Below are 14,990 nucleotides of genomic sequence, written 5' to 3' on the forward strand. Positions count from 1 at the left end.
TAAGCAACCGTCAAAATACAACATGAAAGAAGAAAGCTATTCTTTTAAAAAAGAACCGGGTATTTTTTATTATGAGTTTTTTAGTGAAGGACCAAAAGGGAGGATCAGGAAGGTAGTGCAGTTTCACCAGATTACTTCCACTGATAATATTTACAATCTTGGTTTTGGAGATTTTAACGAAGAACTTGGCGATATCGACGACTTATCAGTATCAAACAATCAAGACACTCAAAAAGTATTAACGACAGTTGCACAAACTGTCATTGATTTTATGTTGCAACATCCTCATGCAACTGTTTTAGCAAAAGGCAGTACCCCATCACGAACAAGGCTTTATCAAATGGGAATATCTCAATTTTGGGATGAGATAGGTATGATGTTCGAGATAAAGGGGTTTATAGACAATGGCTGGCAACCCTACGAGAGAGGAAAAAACTTTGAAGCATTCGTTATTGTAAAAAGTAAATAGTTAATTTTGTATAGTAAAAGGGAAATATACCATGAGCACTTTAAAAAACGACAAAAAAAAGTCTTTTGATCAACTGTCCTCACAAGAAAGACAGGCTGTGTATAACGCGTCCCCGTATTTTAAAAAGAAAAATGAAGAGGCTGCCGCTTTTTTAAAAAAGCATCCGATACCTAAAGAAATTAAATAGTACGCAAGCCGCAATTGCTCGTCTTTTAAGGCATATTCTATAAAATTATCCATCTATAAAATTATTGTGGTAACCGATTTTGTTTTTTGTAGCATTGAACTCCTTTAGCCGCTATAAATTCAGCATTCGAAAAGCATGAAAAAAACCTTATCCACCTTAATTGCTGTATTATTTATTTTATCAGTAAAAGGCCAAAAGTACGATTCGTTAAAAAAGCCAGATGCCAATATACTTTTGTATACGGATCACGAGGTGCACCCTGAATTTCCAGGTGGAATTGATGGTTTTTTAAAATTCATCGAAAAGCACATTCGTTACCCTGCGGATGCCAGGAAAATTAAAAAGCAAGGAAAAGTGGTTCTGCAGTTTATTATCGAAAGGGATGGCCGTGTTACGCATGTTACGGTGATGAGGTCTGTGTTCGCTTCACTGGATCAGGAAGCTGTGAGGGTTGTGAGCAACTCACCAAAATGGAAACCAGATATTCGAAATGGAAAAGCTGTAAGCGTTCGTTACTACGTCCCTATTAATTTTACGCTTACAAAGCAATAAAGACTGCTTTCACATCCAATAAAAAAGCCCGGATTTTCAAAAATCCGGGCTTTTTCAATATGATGAATGGCTGATTACTCAGCTTTTTCTTCAGCGTCAGCAGCTTTCTTTTTGGGAGCGGCTTTCTTTTTTGGTGCTTCAGCAGCTGGTGCCTCTTCAGCCACAGCAGGTGCAGCGTCAGCTACAGGAGCTTCGGCAACTGGTGCTTTTACTTCAACAACTTTCTTTTCAGCTTTTGCAACGGGTGCAGGCGCTGCAACTTCAATAACATCTTCAGCAAAAGGCAATACCGAAACATATGAACGGTTATCAGCTTTCTTTTTGAAGGTTACGATACCTTCAGCCAAAGCAAATAAGGTATGATCTCTGCCGATACCTACATTCAGGCCCGGATTGTGTTTGGTTCCACGCTGGCGAACGATGATGTTACCTGCGATTGCCGGCTGACCACCGAAAATTTTGATACCTAAACGTTTGCTATGCGACTCGCGGCCGTTCCGTGAACTACCGGCCCCTTTTTTATGTGCCATTTTTTAATATCTTTTATGATCCGACATCAGCCGGTTCGATTAAACTTTAATTATAATGTTATACCGGTGATCTCTATCTTGGTAAACTGTTGACGGTGACCGTTTTTCTTTTTGTAACCTTTTCTACGTTTCTTTTTGAAAATGATCACTTTATCACCTTTTAAATGAGACACTATCTTAGCTGATACTTTAGCGCTTTTTAAATCAGAACCTAATTTAAATTTACCTTCGTTTTCTGCTAACAATACATTGTCAAATTCAATACTAGCGCCTTCATCCCCCTGTAGCCTGTGTACAAAGAGCTGCTGGTCTTTTGCAACTTTAAATTGCTGTCCTGCTATACTTACTATTGCGTACATTGTTTGTTAATTATTGTTTTAAAATTCGAGGTGCAAATATAGAACTTTATTTGATAAAAAGCAATGTGCATTCTATTTTCTTTGACGGTCCTCCGCGTCGGCCAAAACATGCGTAATTTCCTTGATCAACTGTGCATTGGCATCCCTTAACCTGATATCGCCGTTAAACGATTCATCAAATAAAACCTTTTTGCTTTTGCGCTTATAATTAAATTCAATGTAATAGCGCGGCGGTTTTACTTTACTATAATGCGTCGTATCAGTATTCAACTCCTTTTCAGGGAAATCCCAAAAACCCAGGTCTGCAGCTTTGCGGTGCAGATACAGCAGATCGTTGGTTGTTAAATTCAAATGGGTTTTAACCAGCGAATCTTTTTTATTGATATAGTCATACTCGCCCGTTGCCGAATTATAAGTATTGATCAGGCTATCACCCGGGCCATATTTAAAAACGATGGATTTAAATTCTGTGAATTTATAAGGCGCTTTATTAAAAACACCAACGTAATAGATGACGCTATAAATAACAAATGAACCAATGATGGTACCAAGGAGGAATATTTTTTTTGATTTATCAGTCATGGACTAATTGTTGAATTAGTGAGTTAGTGAATTAGTGAATTAGTGAATTATTAAGTCAAATTGTTTAATTAAAGAATGGGTTATTTAGTAGCCATACTAATATTTCTTTGCGGAAACTGTTTTTCGGGATGCTGCTGCAATTTTTAGGATCTGGTTAGCTTCATCACTTAAATAATCTAATTCGTTTGGTTTTACGACTTCAGCCTCTACCAATATTTCCATCCAAAAAACTGATTCGTCCGCCTCTTCTACTACAATTGATAATTTAGCATGAAACTCAGCCTGTGATCTTGCTCTGCAGGCAGCTCTATAATTAGCGCCCACTGATGACGATGATCTAAGCAATTGCCTCCCTATAATCTTTGCTTCCTCTGTTTTCGGCAAAGTTCTGAAAAATTTTATGTTATCAACTACAAACTTCTTTGTCCTCTTTCGAAATGCTTCAGCAAATTCCGTTTTTGAATTGTTTTCTATGATTTTATATTGATTTAAAATTTGTCAAAAACGATTTGCAACAAAGACACACAACAATTCATCAGTTTTTCCATTCATTCACTAACTCACTAACTCACTAATTAAGTTCCCTCTCCCACTTACTAACGACCGCCGTGGCCATGGCATTACCAAGCACATTTGTTGCCGAACGTCCCATATCCATCAGCGGGTCAATACCGATCAGCAGCCCTAAACCAGCTTCGGGGATGTTAAACATGGCCATGGTACCGGCTATAACTACCAAAGCAGCACGGGGAACACCTGCGACACCCTTACTGGTAAGCATTAACACCAGCAGCATGGTGATCTGCTGACCTAAACTTAAATGCATGTTATAGGCTTGTGCCAGAAACAGCGAGCCAAAGGTTAAATACATCATTGACCCCACCAGGTTAAAGGAGTAACCAAGGGGCAATACAAAGCTTACGATCTTATTGTTGCAGCCAAATCGTTCCAGTTCTATCAATACTTTCGGGTAAGCAGCCTCGCTTGTCGAGGTGCTGAAAGCGATCAGCACGGCGTCCTTAATATTGTCCAACAGGGTAAATGTGCGCCTTCGCAATACAAAAAATACGCCTAGAACAATCAATGTCCAAAGAATGAGCAGCGATAAATAAAACTCACCGAGGAAAAATGCATAGGTAGATAATATCCCCATCCCCTCTTTTGCAACAACAGCCGTTATCGCCCCAAAAACCGCGAAGGGGGCAAATTTCATTACATAACCCGTAACTTTTAATATCACATGCGCAATGGAATCCAGCAGCTCAATTACGATTTTGCCTTTTTCACCGATGGCGGCCGTACCTATGCCAAAAAACAGGGAAAACACAACGATCTGTAAAATTTTATTTTCAGCCATCGCTTCGGTAAAGCTTTTCGGGAAAACTTCGTTGATAAATTCTTTCAACGAGAGGGCCGATTTATTAATATCGGTGCTCAGGCTGCTATCAGGCAAGGACAAGTGCATCGCACTGCCGGGTTCAAAAAGATTCACCAGCAGCATCCCCAGGCCCAGCGACACAAAGGTAGCCGCGATAAATAAGAGCATGGTTTTACCACCAATCCTTCCTACGGCTTTGATATCGCCAACTCTGGCAACCCCAACCACCAGCGTGGTAAACACCAGCGGGCCTACGATCATTTTGATCAGCCTTAAAAAAATATCGCTCAACAAGGTAAAACCTTCCAGTTTATTGTCCCTAAGGCTTTGATTTGCCTTTATATGCCCTGCCAGTTTCGCCTTTTGGGCAACCAGCATTTTATAGTCGATAGTTGTGGTATCCTTATAACCGGATAAACTAGCATTAACGCTTTTAACAGCGGTCTCGGCAGTAGTAATACGGGTATTGATCGCGTTGATCACGTATACATTGTACAAATAACCCGCTATCACCCCTAAAATTAAGGCGATAAAAATATAGAGTGTCAGTTTACTTTTTGCATAGCCGCGCATGAAGCGGCAAAAGTACGTTTTTTGGTTGGAATGAAGTTGGAAGGGCTATAAGAATTGAAAGGGGTTGTAAAGGTTGAAAGCCGACTTTCTTTTTCCAACCTTTACAACCCCTTTCAACCTTTACAACTTTTATTAACTAAGGTGCGCCCTCAGCATCCAGGCCATTTTTTCGTGGTCTTCCATAAGGCCGGTGATATAATCGCTGGTGCCGTAATCGTGATATTTGGAGGCAAAAGGCTCTATATTTCCCCTGATAAACTCAATAATGCTTTGATGATCTTCCAGCAATTCTTTGATAAAAGACGGGCTGTCGTTTTTATCATGCGTTTTTTCGGTGAGGTGGGTCAGTTGCAAAAAGCTTTTTAACGTAGCCGGTGCATAATGGCCCAATGTACGGATGCGTTCGGCAACGCCGTCCATGATATCGTCCAGTTGTTCGTACTGGCTTTCAAAAAACAAGTGCATTGCATGAAAATCATTTCCCTCCACATTCCAGTGCGCATTGCGGGTTTTGGCGTATAAGGTAAATTCGTCGGCTAATAATTTCGACAGTTCAAAAGCAACAGCTTTCCTGTTCTCTTCGGATATTCCAATAATTGTTGACATGGTATATGTTTTTTCTACAAAATTCTCTTTTTGTATTTAACATTAACCATTGAATTTGCTTTTTGATTTTGAGATGATGAATTAGTCCGAAAGTCGGAAAGTCCGGAAGTCCGAAAGATGCCGGGGCTAGTTTAATTAAAGCAGTATCATTAAAAATACCCTAATAAATCTTTCGGACTTTACCGACTTTCGGACTCTCCTTAAATTTTCTCTACCACCACCGCGGTGCCGTAGGCCAAAACTTCGGTTACGCCCTGGATCACTTCATTGGCATCATACCTCATATTGATTACGGCGTTAGCGCCGTGTTGTTGTGCATGCTGCATCATCAGTTCGTAAGCTTCTTCGCGGGCTGTTTCGCAAAGCTCGGTATAAATACTGTTGCGGCCGCCGAAAACGGTTTGCAGGCCGCCAACAAAGCTGCCGCCTATGCCCCTGGAGCGTACAGTTATTCCTCTTATGATCCCCAAATGCTGGGTAATTTTGTATCCTTCCAAATGTGTGCTGGTTGTAACTAACATGGGTGAATTATTGAATTAGTGATTTAGTGAATTATTGAACTTTAAATTGCTGATTCTGCATTTTATATAATAGGATTTTAATGTGTACTTAATTGTTACAGGGATAAATGCAATTAAGTTTTCCTCCTCACACCCGGCGCTATAAATTCCCCTTCTTAAACTCGTCAATCGCATGGGCGGCTGCTCTTGCGGTTAACGCCATAAAAGTTAGCGACGGATTCTGCACACCGGTTGAGGTCATGCAGGCGCCATCGGTAACAAATACATTCGTGCAGTTGTGGAACTGGTTCCATTTGTTCAGCAGGGAAGTTTTGGGGTCTTTACCCATTCGTACACCGCCTACCTCGTGGATATCCAGGCCCGGGTTCCAGTGGTTATCGCCTGGGCTGATATTCTTGCATCCAGCTTTTTCAAGCATCTCAGCGCCTTGTTTTAAAAAGTCATCTTTTAGCTTTTCATCGTTCTCGTCGTAATCAACCGAAACAGTAAGCAGCGGCACGCCCCAGTCATCCTTTTGGTCTTTGCTCAAAAACACGTGGTTGGTTTCCTTCGGGATGGTTTCGCCCTGCATCATCATATAAATATCCCAGCCTCCGGGTTCTGATACGGCATCCTTATAGGCTGCTCCTATCTGCGCCCCCCCGGTCTCGTGTCCCCAGCCAGCGCGCGTCGCGGTATAAAAAACCATATATCCCCGTTTAAAATCAGTTTCCTGTTGATGCACATTGCGAAAATTGGGCATCATTACTGCGGTGGGCCTTCGTCCGTAATAGTATTTATCTTCAGGGCCATCAAAGGTGGCATTGATATAGCCCCTGTAATTCTGAAAGGCGATAAACTTGCCCAGCAGGCCGTTGTCATTGCCTAAACCGTTAGGGAACCTTGCCGATTTTGAATTGAGCAGGATCAAATTTGTATTTAAAGCCGCCGCATTTACAAAAATTATGCGCGCATAATATTCAGTTGCTTGTTTTGTTTCGGCATCGATCACTTTTACACCGGTCGCTTTTCCCTTTTGGTCGTCATAAATAATAGAATGGACAACGGAGTTGGGGATGATGGTTAAGTTACCCGTTTTATTTGCGGTTGGCAGCGTAGATGAATTGGAACTGAAATATCCCCCGAACGGACAGCCGCGCTGGCATAAATTGCGAGCCTGGCACTGGCCCCTGCCCTGCTCTAAATGGATCTCTTTGGGTTGGGTAAGGTGGGCACAGCGGCCAATGATCACATTACGATCCTTATAATTGGCCATGATGCGTTCTTTGATGGTTTTCTCAACAGCATTCATTTCCCAGGGCGGTAAAAATTCTCCATCGGGCAATGTTTCCAGGCCATCGTGGTTGCCGGATATACCCGCAAATGTCTCCACGTGGCTGTACCATGGCGCCAGGTCGTCATAACGGATGGGCCAGTCAACCGCGTAGTTGTCGCGTGCCGGCCCCTCAAAATCAAACCTGCTCCATCGCTGGGTTTGCCTGGCCCAAAGCAATGATTTACCCCCCACCTGGTACCCGCGAATCCAGTCGAATGGTTTTTCCTGGATGTACGGGTGCTGTTTATCCTTTACAAAAAAATGGTGGGTACTTTCGTCAAAGGCGTAGCATTTACTTACTACCGGGTTTTCCTCTTCAATTTTTAACGTATTGTAGCCATGGTGTTCAAACTCCCATGGATTTTTGGTAGCTGTTGGATAATCCTTTAAATGCACTACATTTTTCCCGCGTTCTAATACCAGCGTTTTGAGCCCGCCTTCACAAAGTTCTTTAGCAGCCCATCCGCCACTGATCCCTGAACCGATAACAATTGCATCATAAGTGTGATCCTTATTGGCTGTATAGTTAAATTCGCCGTTCGACATATTATTCTGGTGTTATAAATTGGAAAGCTAATATAGGGATTAGTTGATTAGGTTGAAATAAGTCGTGTCAGTTGTAAACGTAACAAAATGCCGGGTTAAACTAGTTATTAGCTGCTTCATTTTTCTATCCTTATAAATTGCCGGTGATTTTCTATTTTTGCCTTTAATGTACTTTATTCTATGTTGAAAATAAGCGAATTATACATCTATCCTATCAAATCATTGCCCGGTATATCTGTTAAACAGGCGCTGGTTACAAAAACAGGGTTTGAACACGACAGGCGCTGGATGCTGGTGGACAAAAATAACCTGTTTATTTCACAACGCGAAGCGCCGCAAATGACACAATTACTGGCAGCAATTGAGAATAACGGGCTAAAGATCACCCATAAAATTAACGGTGAATCATTCCGGGTGCCGTTTTATCCTCCTCCTGCAGGGGGCCGGGGGGCTCGTGCGGAGGTTGTTGTTTGGGATGATACCTGTGAAGCTGAATTTGTAAGTGATGAGGCAGATGCCTGGTTCAGCAAAATGCTCGGCATGAAATGCAGGCTGGTTTACATGCCGGATGATACGCGGCGAATGGTCGACCAAACCTATGCCCCGGGCGACGTAATTACTTCATTTTCGGATGGATATCCTTTCCTCTTGATCGGCCAGGCGTCTTTGAGTGATCTCAACAGCCGCCTTGCTATTCAATTGCCGATGGATAGGTTCAGGCCGAATATTGTTTTTACCGGCGGCAAGCCTTTTGCAGAGGACCTGATGGGAAATTTTACTATTGGAGGCATCGATTTCCAGGGCGTTAAACTATGCGCCCGTTGCCCTATCCCCACGATTAACCAGCAGGATGGTTCACGTGGGAAAGAGCCGATTAAAACGCTGGCTTCCTATCGCCAAAAAAATAATAAAATTTTGTTCGGCCAAAATCTTGTTCACAACGGAGAAGGGGTTATAAAAGTTGGAGATAACCTGAAGGTTTTAAGTTACAACGACGACGAAAGATTTATGGTAAATATTCCTGCCGAAAAGATTTCATAAATATTTGGTATAATTGTTCTTTAAGTTGATTAGGTTGATTAAGTGAGTGGTTGATTAAGTTAAAGCGCATTTAAGCTGACTTAATCAACTCAATCCAACTTAATCAACTCAAAACCAATCAAAATATGCTCTCAAAAAAAACAAAGTATGCGATAAAGGCCCTGGTGATATTAGGGAAGAATGCTGATAAACCACCGATGCAAATTCAGAAAATAGCAGAAGAGGAACGCATACCGAAAAAATTTCTCGAACAGATCTTATTGGATTTGCGCAATGCGGGCTACCTGTACAGTAAAAAAGGTGCCGGAGGCGGTTACAGTTTGAATAAGGATCCAAAGGAAATATTCCTGGTTCATATACTACGCATTACCGGCGGGCCGATAGCCATGGTACCCTGTGCAAGCCTTAATTTTTTCCATAAATGCGAAGAGTGCCAGCAGGAAACCACTTGCGGTATTCGCGATGTGTTTATTAAAGTAAGGGATGAAACTTTAAAAATATTATCAGAAACCAGCATTGCTGATATTATTGAAAAAGAAGAAAGCCTGACACTTAATTTGTAAACCAGGGCCCCGGCACTATTACCGGTCATATCTCATATCGACATTCGGAAAAATAGCCCTGCCATTATTCACAATTGGTGCCTTACCGGTATCTATAAACATGTTTAACTGTCGTTAAAATGTGCTTTTAATTGTAATTAAAAGGTAAAAAACAGTTTTTTTTAATAAAATACTACCAATTCCCTATACTATCTATATCTTTGTGATTAAGTATATGAAAACAACAATAAATTATATCAAAACTGCCATGATGTGTTGCTGCCACAATAGCATCAGGTAAGGGCTTTATATTAAACAATACCAAAAATGTAAGCCTCTTTAGCCACAGCCGAAGGGGCTTTTTTATAACACAAAACTAAACAACGCTTATGCAAAGCTTCAGAACAGAACTGGAGAATCCGATAGTTGAACAGGATATTATCGACCTTGAAAAAAAGATCAGGGCTTTTCGTGAAGGAAAGATCCATGATGAAAAATTCAGGAGCCTGCGCCTGGCCAGGGGGGTTTACGGACAACGCCAGCCCGGCGTACAAATGGTGCGTATCAAACTGCCATTTGGCAAGGTTACCTTTAAGCAGTTATTAAAAATTGCAGATATTGCCGATGAATACGGAAGCGGCAACCTGCACTTAACCACCCGCCAGGACGTCCAGATCCATTACGTAAGCCTTGACCGTACCCCGCAATTATGGGCGGAATTAGAACAGGATGATATTACCCTGCGCGAAGCCTGCGGTAACACCGTTAGGAATGTAACCTCCTCTCCCACTTCGGGCATCGATCCCAAAGAACCATTTGATGTATCGCCATATGCACAGGCAACATTCGAATACTTTTTGCGGAACCCAATTTGCCAGGAAATGGGCCGTAAGTTCAAAATCTCTTTTTCGTCTGCTGATGATGATACGGCGTTTTCCTATATCCACGATATAGGCGTGATCCCAAAAATCAACGACAAAGGCGAACGTGGTTTTAAAGTAGGTTTGGCCGGTGGCCTTGGCGCCCAGCCGTTTATGGCCAGCATTGTTGAGGAGTTTTTGCCGGAAGATCAGTTGATCCCTTATATCGAGGCCATTATTCGTGTATTCGACCGCCATGGCGAACGAAATAACCGCAACAAGGCCCGTTTAAAATACCTGGTACAAAAAATCGGGCTTGCGGAAGTTTTACAGCTTGCTGAAAATGAAAGAAAAGCACTTAAGGTAAAAACATATTCCATCAACCGGGATACCGTACCACCGCCTGCCCTTCCTGCGGAAATTGCTTATCCTGAAGTAACCATAGATAACCCTTTACGTTATGAGCAATGGCTTATCACCAATGTTTTTGAACAAAAGCAGACGGGTTTTTATGGCGTGTATGTAAAAGTTCCTGTAGGCGATATCCCAACAGCAACAGCCCGCAAACTCGTTGATGCCATAAAACCTTATGTAGCTGATGAAATCAGAATCACTCAAAACCAGGGTTTGTTACTTAAATATGTTAAAAAAGAAGCTTTACCGGCTTTATATAACGGTTTAACCAAATTGGATTTATCGGCCCCGGGCTTTGACAGCCCTGCGGACGTAACCACCTGCCCCGGCACAGATACCTGCAACCTAGGCATCTCCAACAGCATGACCCTTTCGCGTGTGCTGGAAGATTTGATCTATAATGAATATGAAGAGTTTATTTTCAACCGCGAAATCAAAATAAAGATCAGCGGGTGCATGAATTCATGCGGTCAGCACGGGTTGGCGCACATAGGTTTTCATGGAAGTTCGCTAAAATCAGGCACCCGGGTATTACCATCGGTGCAGGTATTATTAGGCGGCGGAACGGTTGGCGATGGCATTGGCCGCGCAGCCGAAAAAGTGATAAAAGTTCCGGCAAAACGTGCTACCCATGTATTAAGGGCCGTGTTGAACGATTATAAAGAGAATTCGATCGCGGATGAAACTTTCCATAACTATTACGACCGCCTTGGCAAAGATTACTTTTATCAGTTATTAAAACCCCTTGCTGATTTAACTACCCTTACCGATGATGAATTTGTTGATTGGGGCCACCAGGAAACATTTGCTACCGCGATTGGTGTTGGCGAATGTGCCGGCGTAGTGATCGACCTGGTTGCTACATTGCTTTATGAATCGGATGAAAAGTTTGGCTGGGCAAACGACGCCTTTGCCGGCCGAAGATGGTCTGATGCCATTTATCACGCTTATAACACCTTCATCAGTTCGGCAAAAGCATTGTTGCTGGATAAAAACATCAACAGCAGTACACAGTCGGGTATTATCCGCGAGTTTGACAATCATTATGTAAGCACCGGCGAAATAAGCTTACCAACCAGCTTTAACGACCTGGTATTGCAGATCAATAAAAACGAACCATCTGAAAGCTTTGCAGCGGCTTATATTAAAGAAGCAGCTGAATTTTTAGAAACAGTGAAAGCTAAAAGAGAGGAATTGGTGCAATCATGACAGTGACCACTGAAAAAAATATTAAAGAACCACGTATAACCCTTTTAGGTGCAGGCCCCGGCGACCCTGACCTGATTACCTTAAAAGGAGTAAAAGCATTAAAAACGGCTGATGTTGTTTTATATGATGCACTGGTAAACGAAGAATTGCTTGAATTTGCACCCGAAAATGCGGTAAAAGTTTACGTAGGCAAACGTTCCGGCGACCATACCCATTCGCAGGAATCAATAAATAAATTAATGGTCGATTATGCGCTTAATTACGGTCATGTTGTTCGCTTAAAGGGTGGCGACCCTTTTGTATTTGGCCGTGGTTTTGAAGAATTGGATTTTGCGGCTTCTTACAGCATCCCGGCCGTTGTGATCCCTGGGATCTCCAGTTCAATTGGTGTTCCGGGCATGCAAAATATTCCGGTTACACATCGTGGTTTAAGCGAAAGCTTTTGGGTGATAACAGGTACTACAGCCAGTGGCAAAATATCCAATGATGTTTACGAGGCTGCACGCACAAAGGCCACTGTAGTGGTTTTGATGGGCATCCATAAATTGGCTGAGATTGTCGAAATATTTAAAAAAGAAGGTAAAAATAAATTGCCGGTAGCCGTTATTCAAAGCGGTACTACCCATAATGAAAAAGTAGCGGTGGGTATTGTGGATACTATTGTTGAGATTGCAGAAGAAAATAAGATCACCTCACCAGCGCTGATTGTTTTTGGCGAAGTGGTTTCATTGCATCCTAAATTTCAACCCATTAAGGAATTTTATGACATCATTGCCGGAGAATAATCAATCAAAAACAGGTAAAACCGGCCAGCCGCAAGGCAACCCGTTATTTCCTGTTTTTTTAAAGCTTAACCAACTGCATACGGTGTTGATTGGTGCAGGTAATATCGGCCTCGAAAAACTGGCCGCCATCCTGCAAAACAGCCCGGAAGCAAAAGTTACGGTGATAGCTTTAACGATTATTCCAGAAGTATATGCATTGGCTACAGAATCTGAAGCTGTAAGTATTGTACAGAAGTCATTTGCAGATACTGACCTTGATGAGGCAGATATAGTGGTAGCAGCCACCAATAACCCGGAATTGAATGATTTTATCAGGGCATCGGCGCGAAGCCGCAGGTTACTGGTAAACATTGCAGACAAACCCGACCTGTGCGATTTTTATTTAGGATCGATTGTACAGAAAGGCGATTTAAAGATTGCCATATCTACCAACGGCAAATCACCTACCATAGCCAAACGGCTGAAAGAGGTATTAAATGAGGCATTGCCTGACGAACTGGATACCACGCTGCAGCAAATGAGCCGGTTGAGAGATACGCTGAGCGGTAATTTTGCAGACAAAGTAAAAGCATTAAATGAGATCACTTCGGTATTGGTAAGTGGCCAGGTAACAAAAAATGATAATAACGGTGATTAATCTATCAAAAGAATGATCACACATTTTTAATAAGATATTAGTTTTTAAAGATGATTGATATAGCAGAAGAACTGAAACAACAAACTGAAGGGTTAGGGCCGGTTGAAACTTTAGCTTACCTTGCAGATGCTTTCCAGGGTAAAATCATATTCTCCACCAGCTTTGGCTGGGAAGACCAGGTGGTTACCCATATGATATTTGACAACAACCTGCCTATCAAGGTTTTCACCCTTGAAACCGGCAGACTTTTCCCTGAGACCTATTATGTTTGGAACCGCACCATGGAAATTTTCGGACAGCCCATCCATGCCTATTACCCGCGGCAGGACCTGCTGGAACAAATGGTAACCAAAAAAGGCCCTAATAGCTTCTATGAATCGGTAGAAAACCGCAAGGAATGCTGCAATATCCGAAAGGTAGAACCATTGAAACGCGCGCTTTCAGGTAACGATATTTGGATTACAGGTATCCGCGCCGAACAATCTCCTGTACGAGGTTCGATGGAAAATATTGAATGGGACGACCAAAACAAATTAGTAAAGTTTCACCCTATTTACCATTGGTCAATTGACGAGGTAAAAGATTATATCAAATTATATAACATCCCTTACAATACACTGCACGACAGGGGCTTCCCAAGCATAGGGTGTGCCCCATGTACCCGCGCCGTACAGCCCGGCGAGGATTTCCGTGCCGGAAGATGGTGGTGGGAAGATCAATCCAAAAAAGAATGCGGCTTGCATGATACGTCGGCCGTTGCGCATGAGGAAGTGTTTAGAGCGTAAATTAGTCCGAAAGTCGGGAAAGTCAGTAAAGTCCGAAAGATGAATAGTTCGTTTATCAAACCATGAAGTGATATTACTTCTTGAAACTGTAAGATGTTATGCGTTCCCTTTTTTTTCAAACAAAAGGAAAGAACAGCTGATTTTGCTCTTTTGGGTGGCATTCTCAGCGAATGAAATCCATTGCTTTTTTCTTCCGGACTTTACTGACTTTCCCGACTTTCGGACTACACAACCAACCTCTGCCTTATCGCTTCATACACAATAATCCCTGTAGCAACAGAAACATTCAGCGATTCAATTTCGCCATACATGGGTATTTTGGCTAAATAATCAGATAATCTGATAATCTCATTCCTAACGCCGTCTTCTTCTGATCCCATGATGATGGCAGTTGGAGCAGTATAATCGGGCGTATAAATATCCTCCTTCGTCTTTTCTGTACAACAAACCAGCTGTAAGCCCGATTCCTGCAAAAATTTTACGGTTTGTACCAAATTATCATGCCGGCAAACCGGGATTTTGTATAAAGCACCTGCGGAAGTTTTAATGGCATCGGGGTTGATCTGTGCCGAACCTTTGGATGGAATAACAATGGCATGTACCCCTGCGCACTCAGCGGTACGGGCTATGGCCCCCATGTTGCGGACGTCTGTAATCGAATCCAACACCAGGATTAGCGGTACCTGGCCGTTTTCAAATATCTGGGGGATAATATTTTCTATCTTCTCGTAAACTATCGGCGAAATAAAAGCAACCGCACCCTGGTGGTTCTTTTGTGTCAGCCGGTTGAGCTTTTCGATGGGTACCTGCTGGGCGGTAATGCCATACTCTTGCGATAACTCTTTCAGCTCGGTAAGCAATCCGCCGCCGGCTCCCCTTTGCAGGTACAAGGCCTCAATTTCTTTCCCCGACCGGATGGCTTCAATAACCGCGCGGATCCCGAATACCATCTGATTATTTTCGCGTTTTTCTCTTTGTTGATTGTATAGCATTAGTAATTAATAGCTTGCAAAAATAGGTATACTATTTTACTTTATAATGGTAATAATTCAAGTAGCTTCAAATAAGAATTTCATTGCAATTTCGAATATAAAAGTTA

General features: G+C 42.2%; 18 protein-coding genes. 9 read left to right on the top strand and 9 right to left on the bottom strand.

Features of this window, described 5'->3' with window-relative positions; translation table 11 throughout:
- Positions 1–22 precede the first annotated feature (22 nt).
- The 3 genes from MgSA37_RS13560 to MgSA37_RS13565 all read left to right on the top strand — a co-directional run bounded on the left by MgSA37_RS13560 (position 23) and on the right by MgSA37_RS13565 (position 1,208).
- Positions 23–469, top strand: a complete 447-nt coding sequence (locus MgSA37_RS13560) for a DUF6934 family protein (protein WP_096352626.1) — start codon at positions 23–25, stop codon at positions 467–469.
- A gap of 31 nt (positions 470–500) precedes the next feature.
- Positions 501–656: a hypothetical protein gene (locus MgSA37_RS28240; protein WP_157750564.1), complete on the top strand. Its 156-nt coding sequence runs from the start codon at positions 501–503 to the stop codon at positions 654–656.
- Positions 657–791: 135 nt separating this feature from the next.
- Complete coding sequence (locus MgSA37_RS13565) at positions 792–1,208, top strand: energy transducer TonB (protein WP_096352627.1); 417 nt, start codon at positions 792–794, stop codon at positions 1,206–1,208.
- A 74-nt stretch (positions 1,209–1,282) separates the two neighbouring features.
- Here the strand turns inward: MgSA37_RS13565 and rpmA are convergent, their stop codons facing one another.
- The 8 genes from rpmA to MgSA37_RS13605 form a co-directional block, all read right to left on the bottom strand.
- On the bottom strand, positions 1,283–1,738 hold the full coding sequence (gene rpmA, locus MgSA37_RS13570) for a 50S ribosomal protein L27 (protein WP_096352629.1): 456 nt from the start codon (positions 1,736–1,738) through the stop codon (positions 1,283–1,285).
- A gap of 50 nt (positions 1,739–1,788) precedes the next feature.
- On the bottom strand, positions 1,789–2,097 hold the full coding sequence (rplU, locus tag MgSA37_RS13575) for a 50S ribosomal protein L21 (RefSeq protein ID WP_096352630.1): 309 nt from the start codon (positions 2,095–2,097) through the stop codon (positions 1,789–1,791).
- 72 nt (positions 2,098–2,169) lie between these two features.
- Positions 2,170–2,679, bottom strand: coding sequence for a hypothetical protein (locus MgSA37_RS13580; RefSeq protein WP_096352632.1), 510 nt, complete (start codon positions 2,677–2,679; stop codon positions 2,170–2,172).
- Between the two features lie 96 nt (positions 2,680–2,775).
- Positions 2,776–3,174 carry a four helix bundle protein gene (locus tag MgSA37_RS13585; protein WP_311732873.1) on the bottom strand — a complete coding sequence of 133 codons (399 nt, stop codon included), beginning with the start codon at positions 3,172–3,174 and terminating at the stop codon, positions 2,776–2,778.
- Positions 3,175–3,250: 76 nt separating this feature from the next.
- Positions 3,251–4,630: a dicarboxylate/amino acid:cation symporter gene (locus MgSA37_RS13590; RefSeq protein ID WP_096352635.1), complete on the bottom strand. Its 1,380-nt coding sequence runs from the start codon at positions 4,628–4,630 to the stop codon at positions 3,251–3,253.
- A gap of 132 nt (positions 4,631–4,762) precedes the next feature.
- The gene (locus tag MgSA37_RS13595) at positions 4,763–5,236 is read right to left on the bottom strand and encodes a Dps family protein (RefSeq protein WP_096352636.1); all 474 of its coding nucleotides are present in this window, start codon (positions 5,234–5,236) and stop codon (positions 4,763–4,765) included.
- Between the two features lie 200 nt (positions 5,237–5,436).
- A complete protein-coding gene (locus MgSA37_RS13600) occupies positions 5,437–5,757 on the bottom strand; it encodes a YbjQ family protein (protein WP_096352638.1) in 321 nt (106 codons plus the stop codon).
- 139 nt (positions 5,758–5,896) lie between these two features.
- A complete protein-coding gene (locus MgSA37_RS13605; RefSeq protein ID WP_096352639.1) occupies positions 5,897–7,618 on the bottom strand; it encodes a GMC oxidoreductase in 1,722 nt (573 codons plus the stop codon).
- Between the two features lie 180 nt (positions 7,619–7,798).
- Between MgSA37_RS13605 and MgSA37_RS13610 the strand changes: the two genes are divergently transcribed.
- From MgSA37_RS13610 to MgSA37_RS13635, 6 genes are all read left to right on the top strand, one after another.
- On the top strand, positions 7,799–8,659 hold the full coding sequence (locus MgSA37_RS13610; RefSeq protein ID WP_096352641.1) for an MOSC domain-containing protein: 861 nt from the start codon (positions 7,799–7,801) through the stop codon (positions 8,657–8,659).
- A 125-nt stretch (positions 8,660–8,784) separates the two neighbouring features.
- Positions 8,785–9,222 (top strand): RrF2 family transcriptional regulator, encoded by a 438-nt coding sequence (locus tag MgSA37_RS13615; RefSeq protein ID WP_096352643.1) that lies wholly within the window; start codon positions 8,785–8,787, stop codon positions 9,220–9,222.
- 368 nt (positions 9,223–9,590) lie between these two features.
- Positions 9,591–11,684, top strand: a complete 2,094-nt coding sequence (locus tag MgSA37_RS13620; RefSeq protein ID WP_096352644.1) for a nitrite reductase — start codon at positions 9,591–9,593, stop codon at positions 11,682–11,684.
- Positions 11,685–11,686: 2 nt separating this feature from the next.
- Positions 11,687–12,469 carry a uroporphyrinogen-III C-methyltransferase gene (gene cobA / locus MgSA37_RS13625; protein WP_394365399.1) on the top strand — a complete coding sequence of 261 codons (783 nt, stop codon included), beginning with the start codon at positions 11,687–11,689 and terminating at the stop codon, positions 12,467–12,469.
- Positions 12,447–13,106: a precorrin-2 dehydrogenase/sirohydrochlorin ferrochelatase family protein gene (locus tag MgSA37_RS13630; RefSeq protein WP_096352647.1), complete on the top strand. Its 660-nt coding sequence runs from the start codon at positions 12,447–12,449 to the stop codon at positions 13,104–13,106. Before cobA ends, MgSA37_RS13630 begins: the two co-directional genes overlap by 23 nt.
- A 50-nt stretch (positions 13,107–13,156) precedes the next feature.
- A complete protein-coding gene (locus MgSA37_RS13635) occupies positions 13,157–13,891 on the top strand; it encodes a phosphoadenylyl-sulfate reductase (RefSeq protein ID WP_096352649.1) in 735 nt (244 codons plus the stop codon).
- A 224-nt stretch (positions 13,892–14,115) separates the two neighbouring features.
- Here MgSA37_RS13635 and rlmB read toward each other — a convergent pair whose 3' ends face one another.
- Entirely contained in the window at positions 14,116–14,883 is a 768-nt protein-coding gene (rlmB, locus tag MgSA37_RS13640; protein ID WP_232010859.1) for a 23S rRNA (guanosine(2251)-2'-O)-methyltransferase RlmB, read from the bottom strand.
- Positions 14,884–14,990: the final 107 nt, after the last annotated feature.

It is taken from the genome of Mucilaginibacter gotjawali, assembly GCF_002355435.1.
Classification (GTDB): domain Bacteria; phylum Bacteroidota; class Bacteroidia; order Sphingobacteriales; family Sphingobacteriaceae; genus Mucilaginibacter; species Mucilaginibacter gotjawali.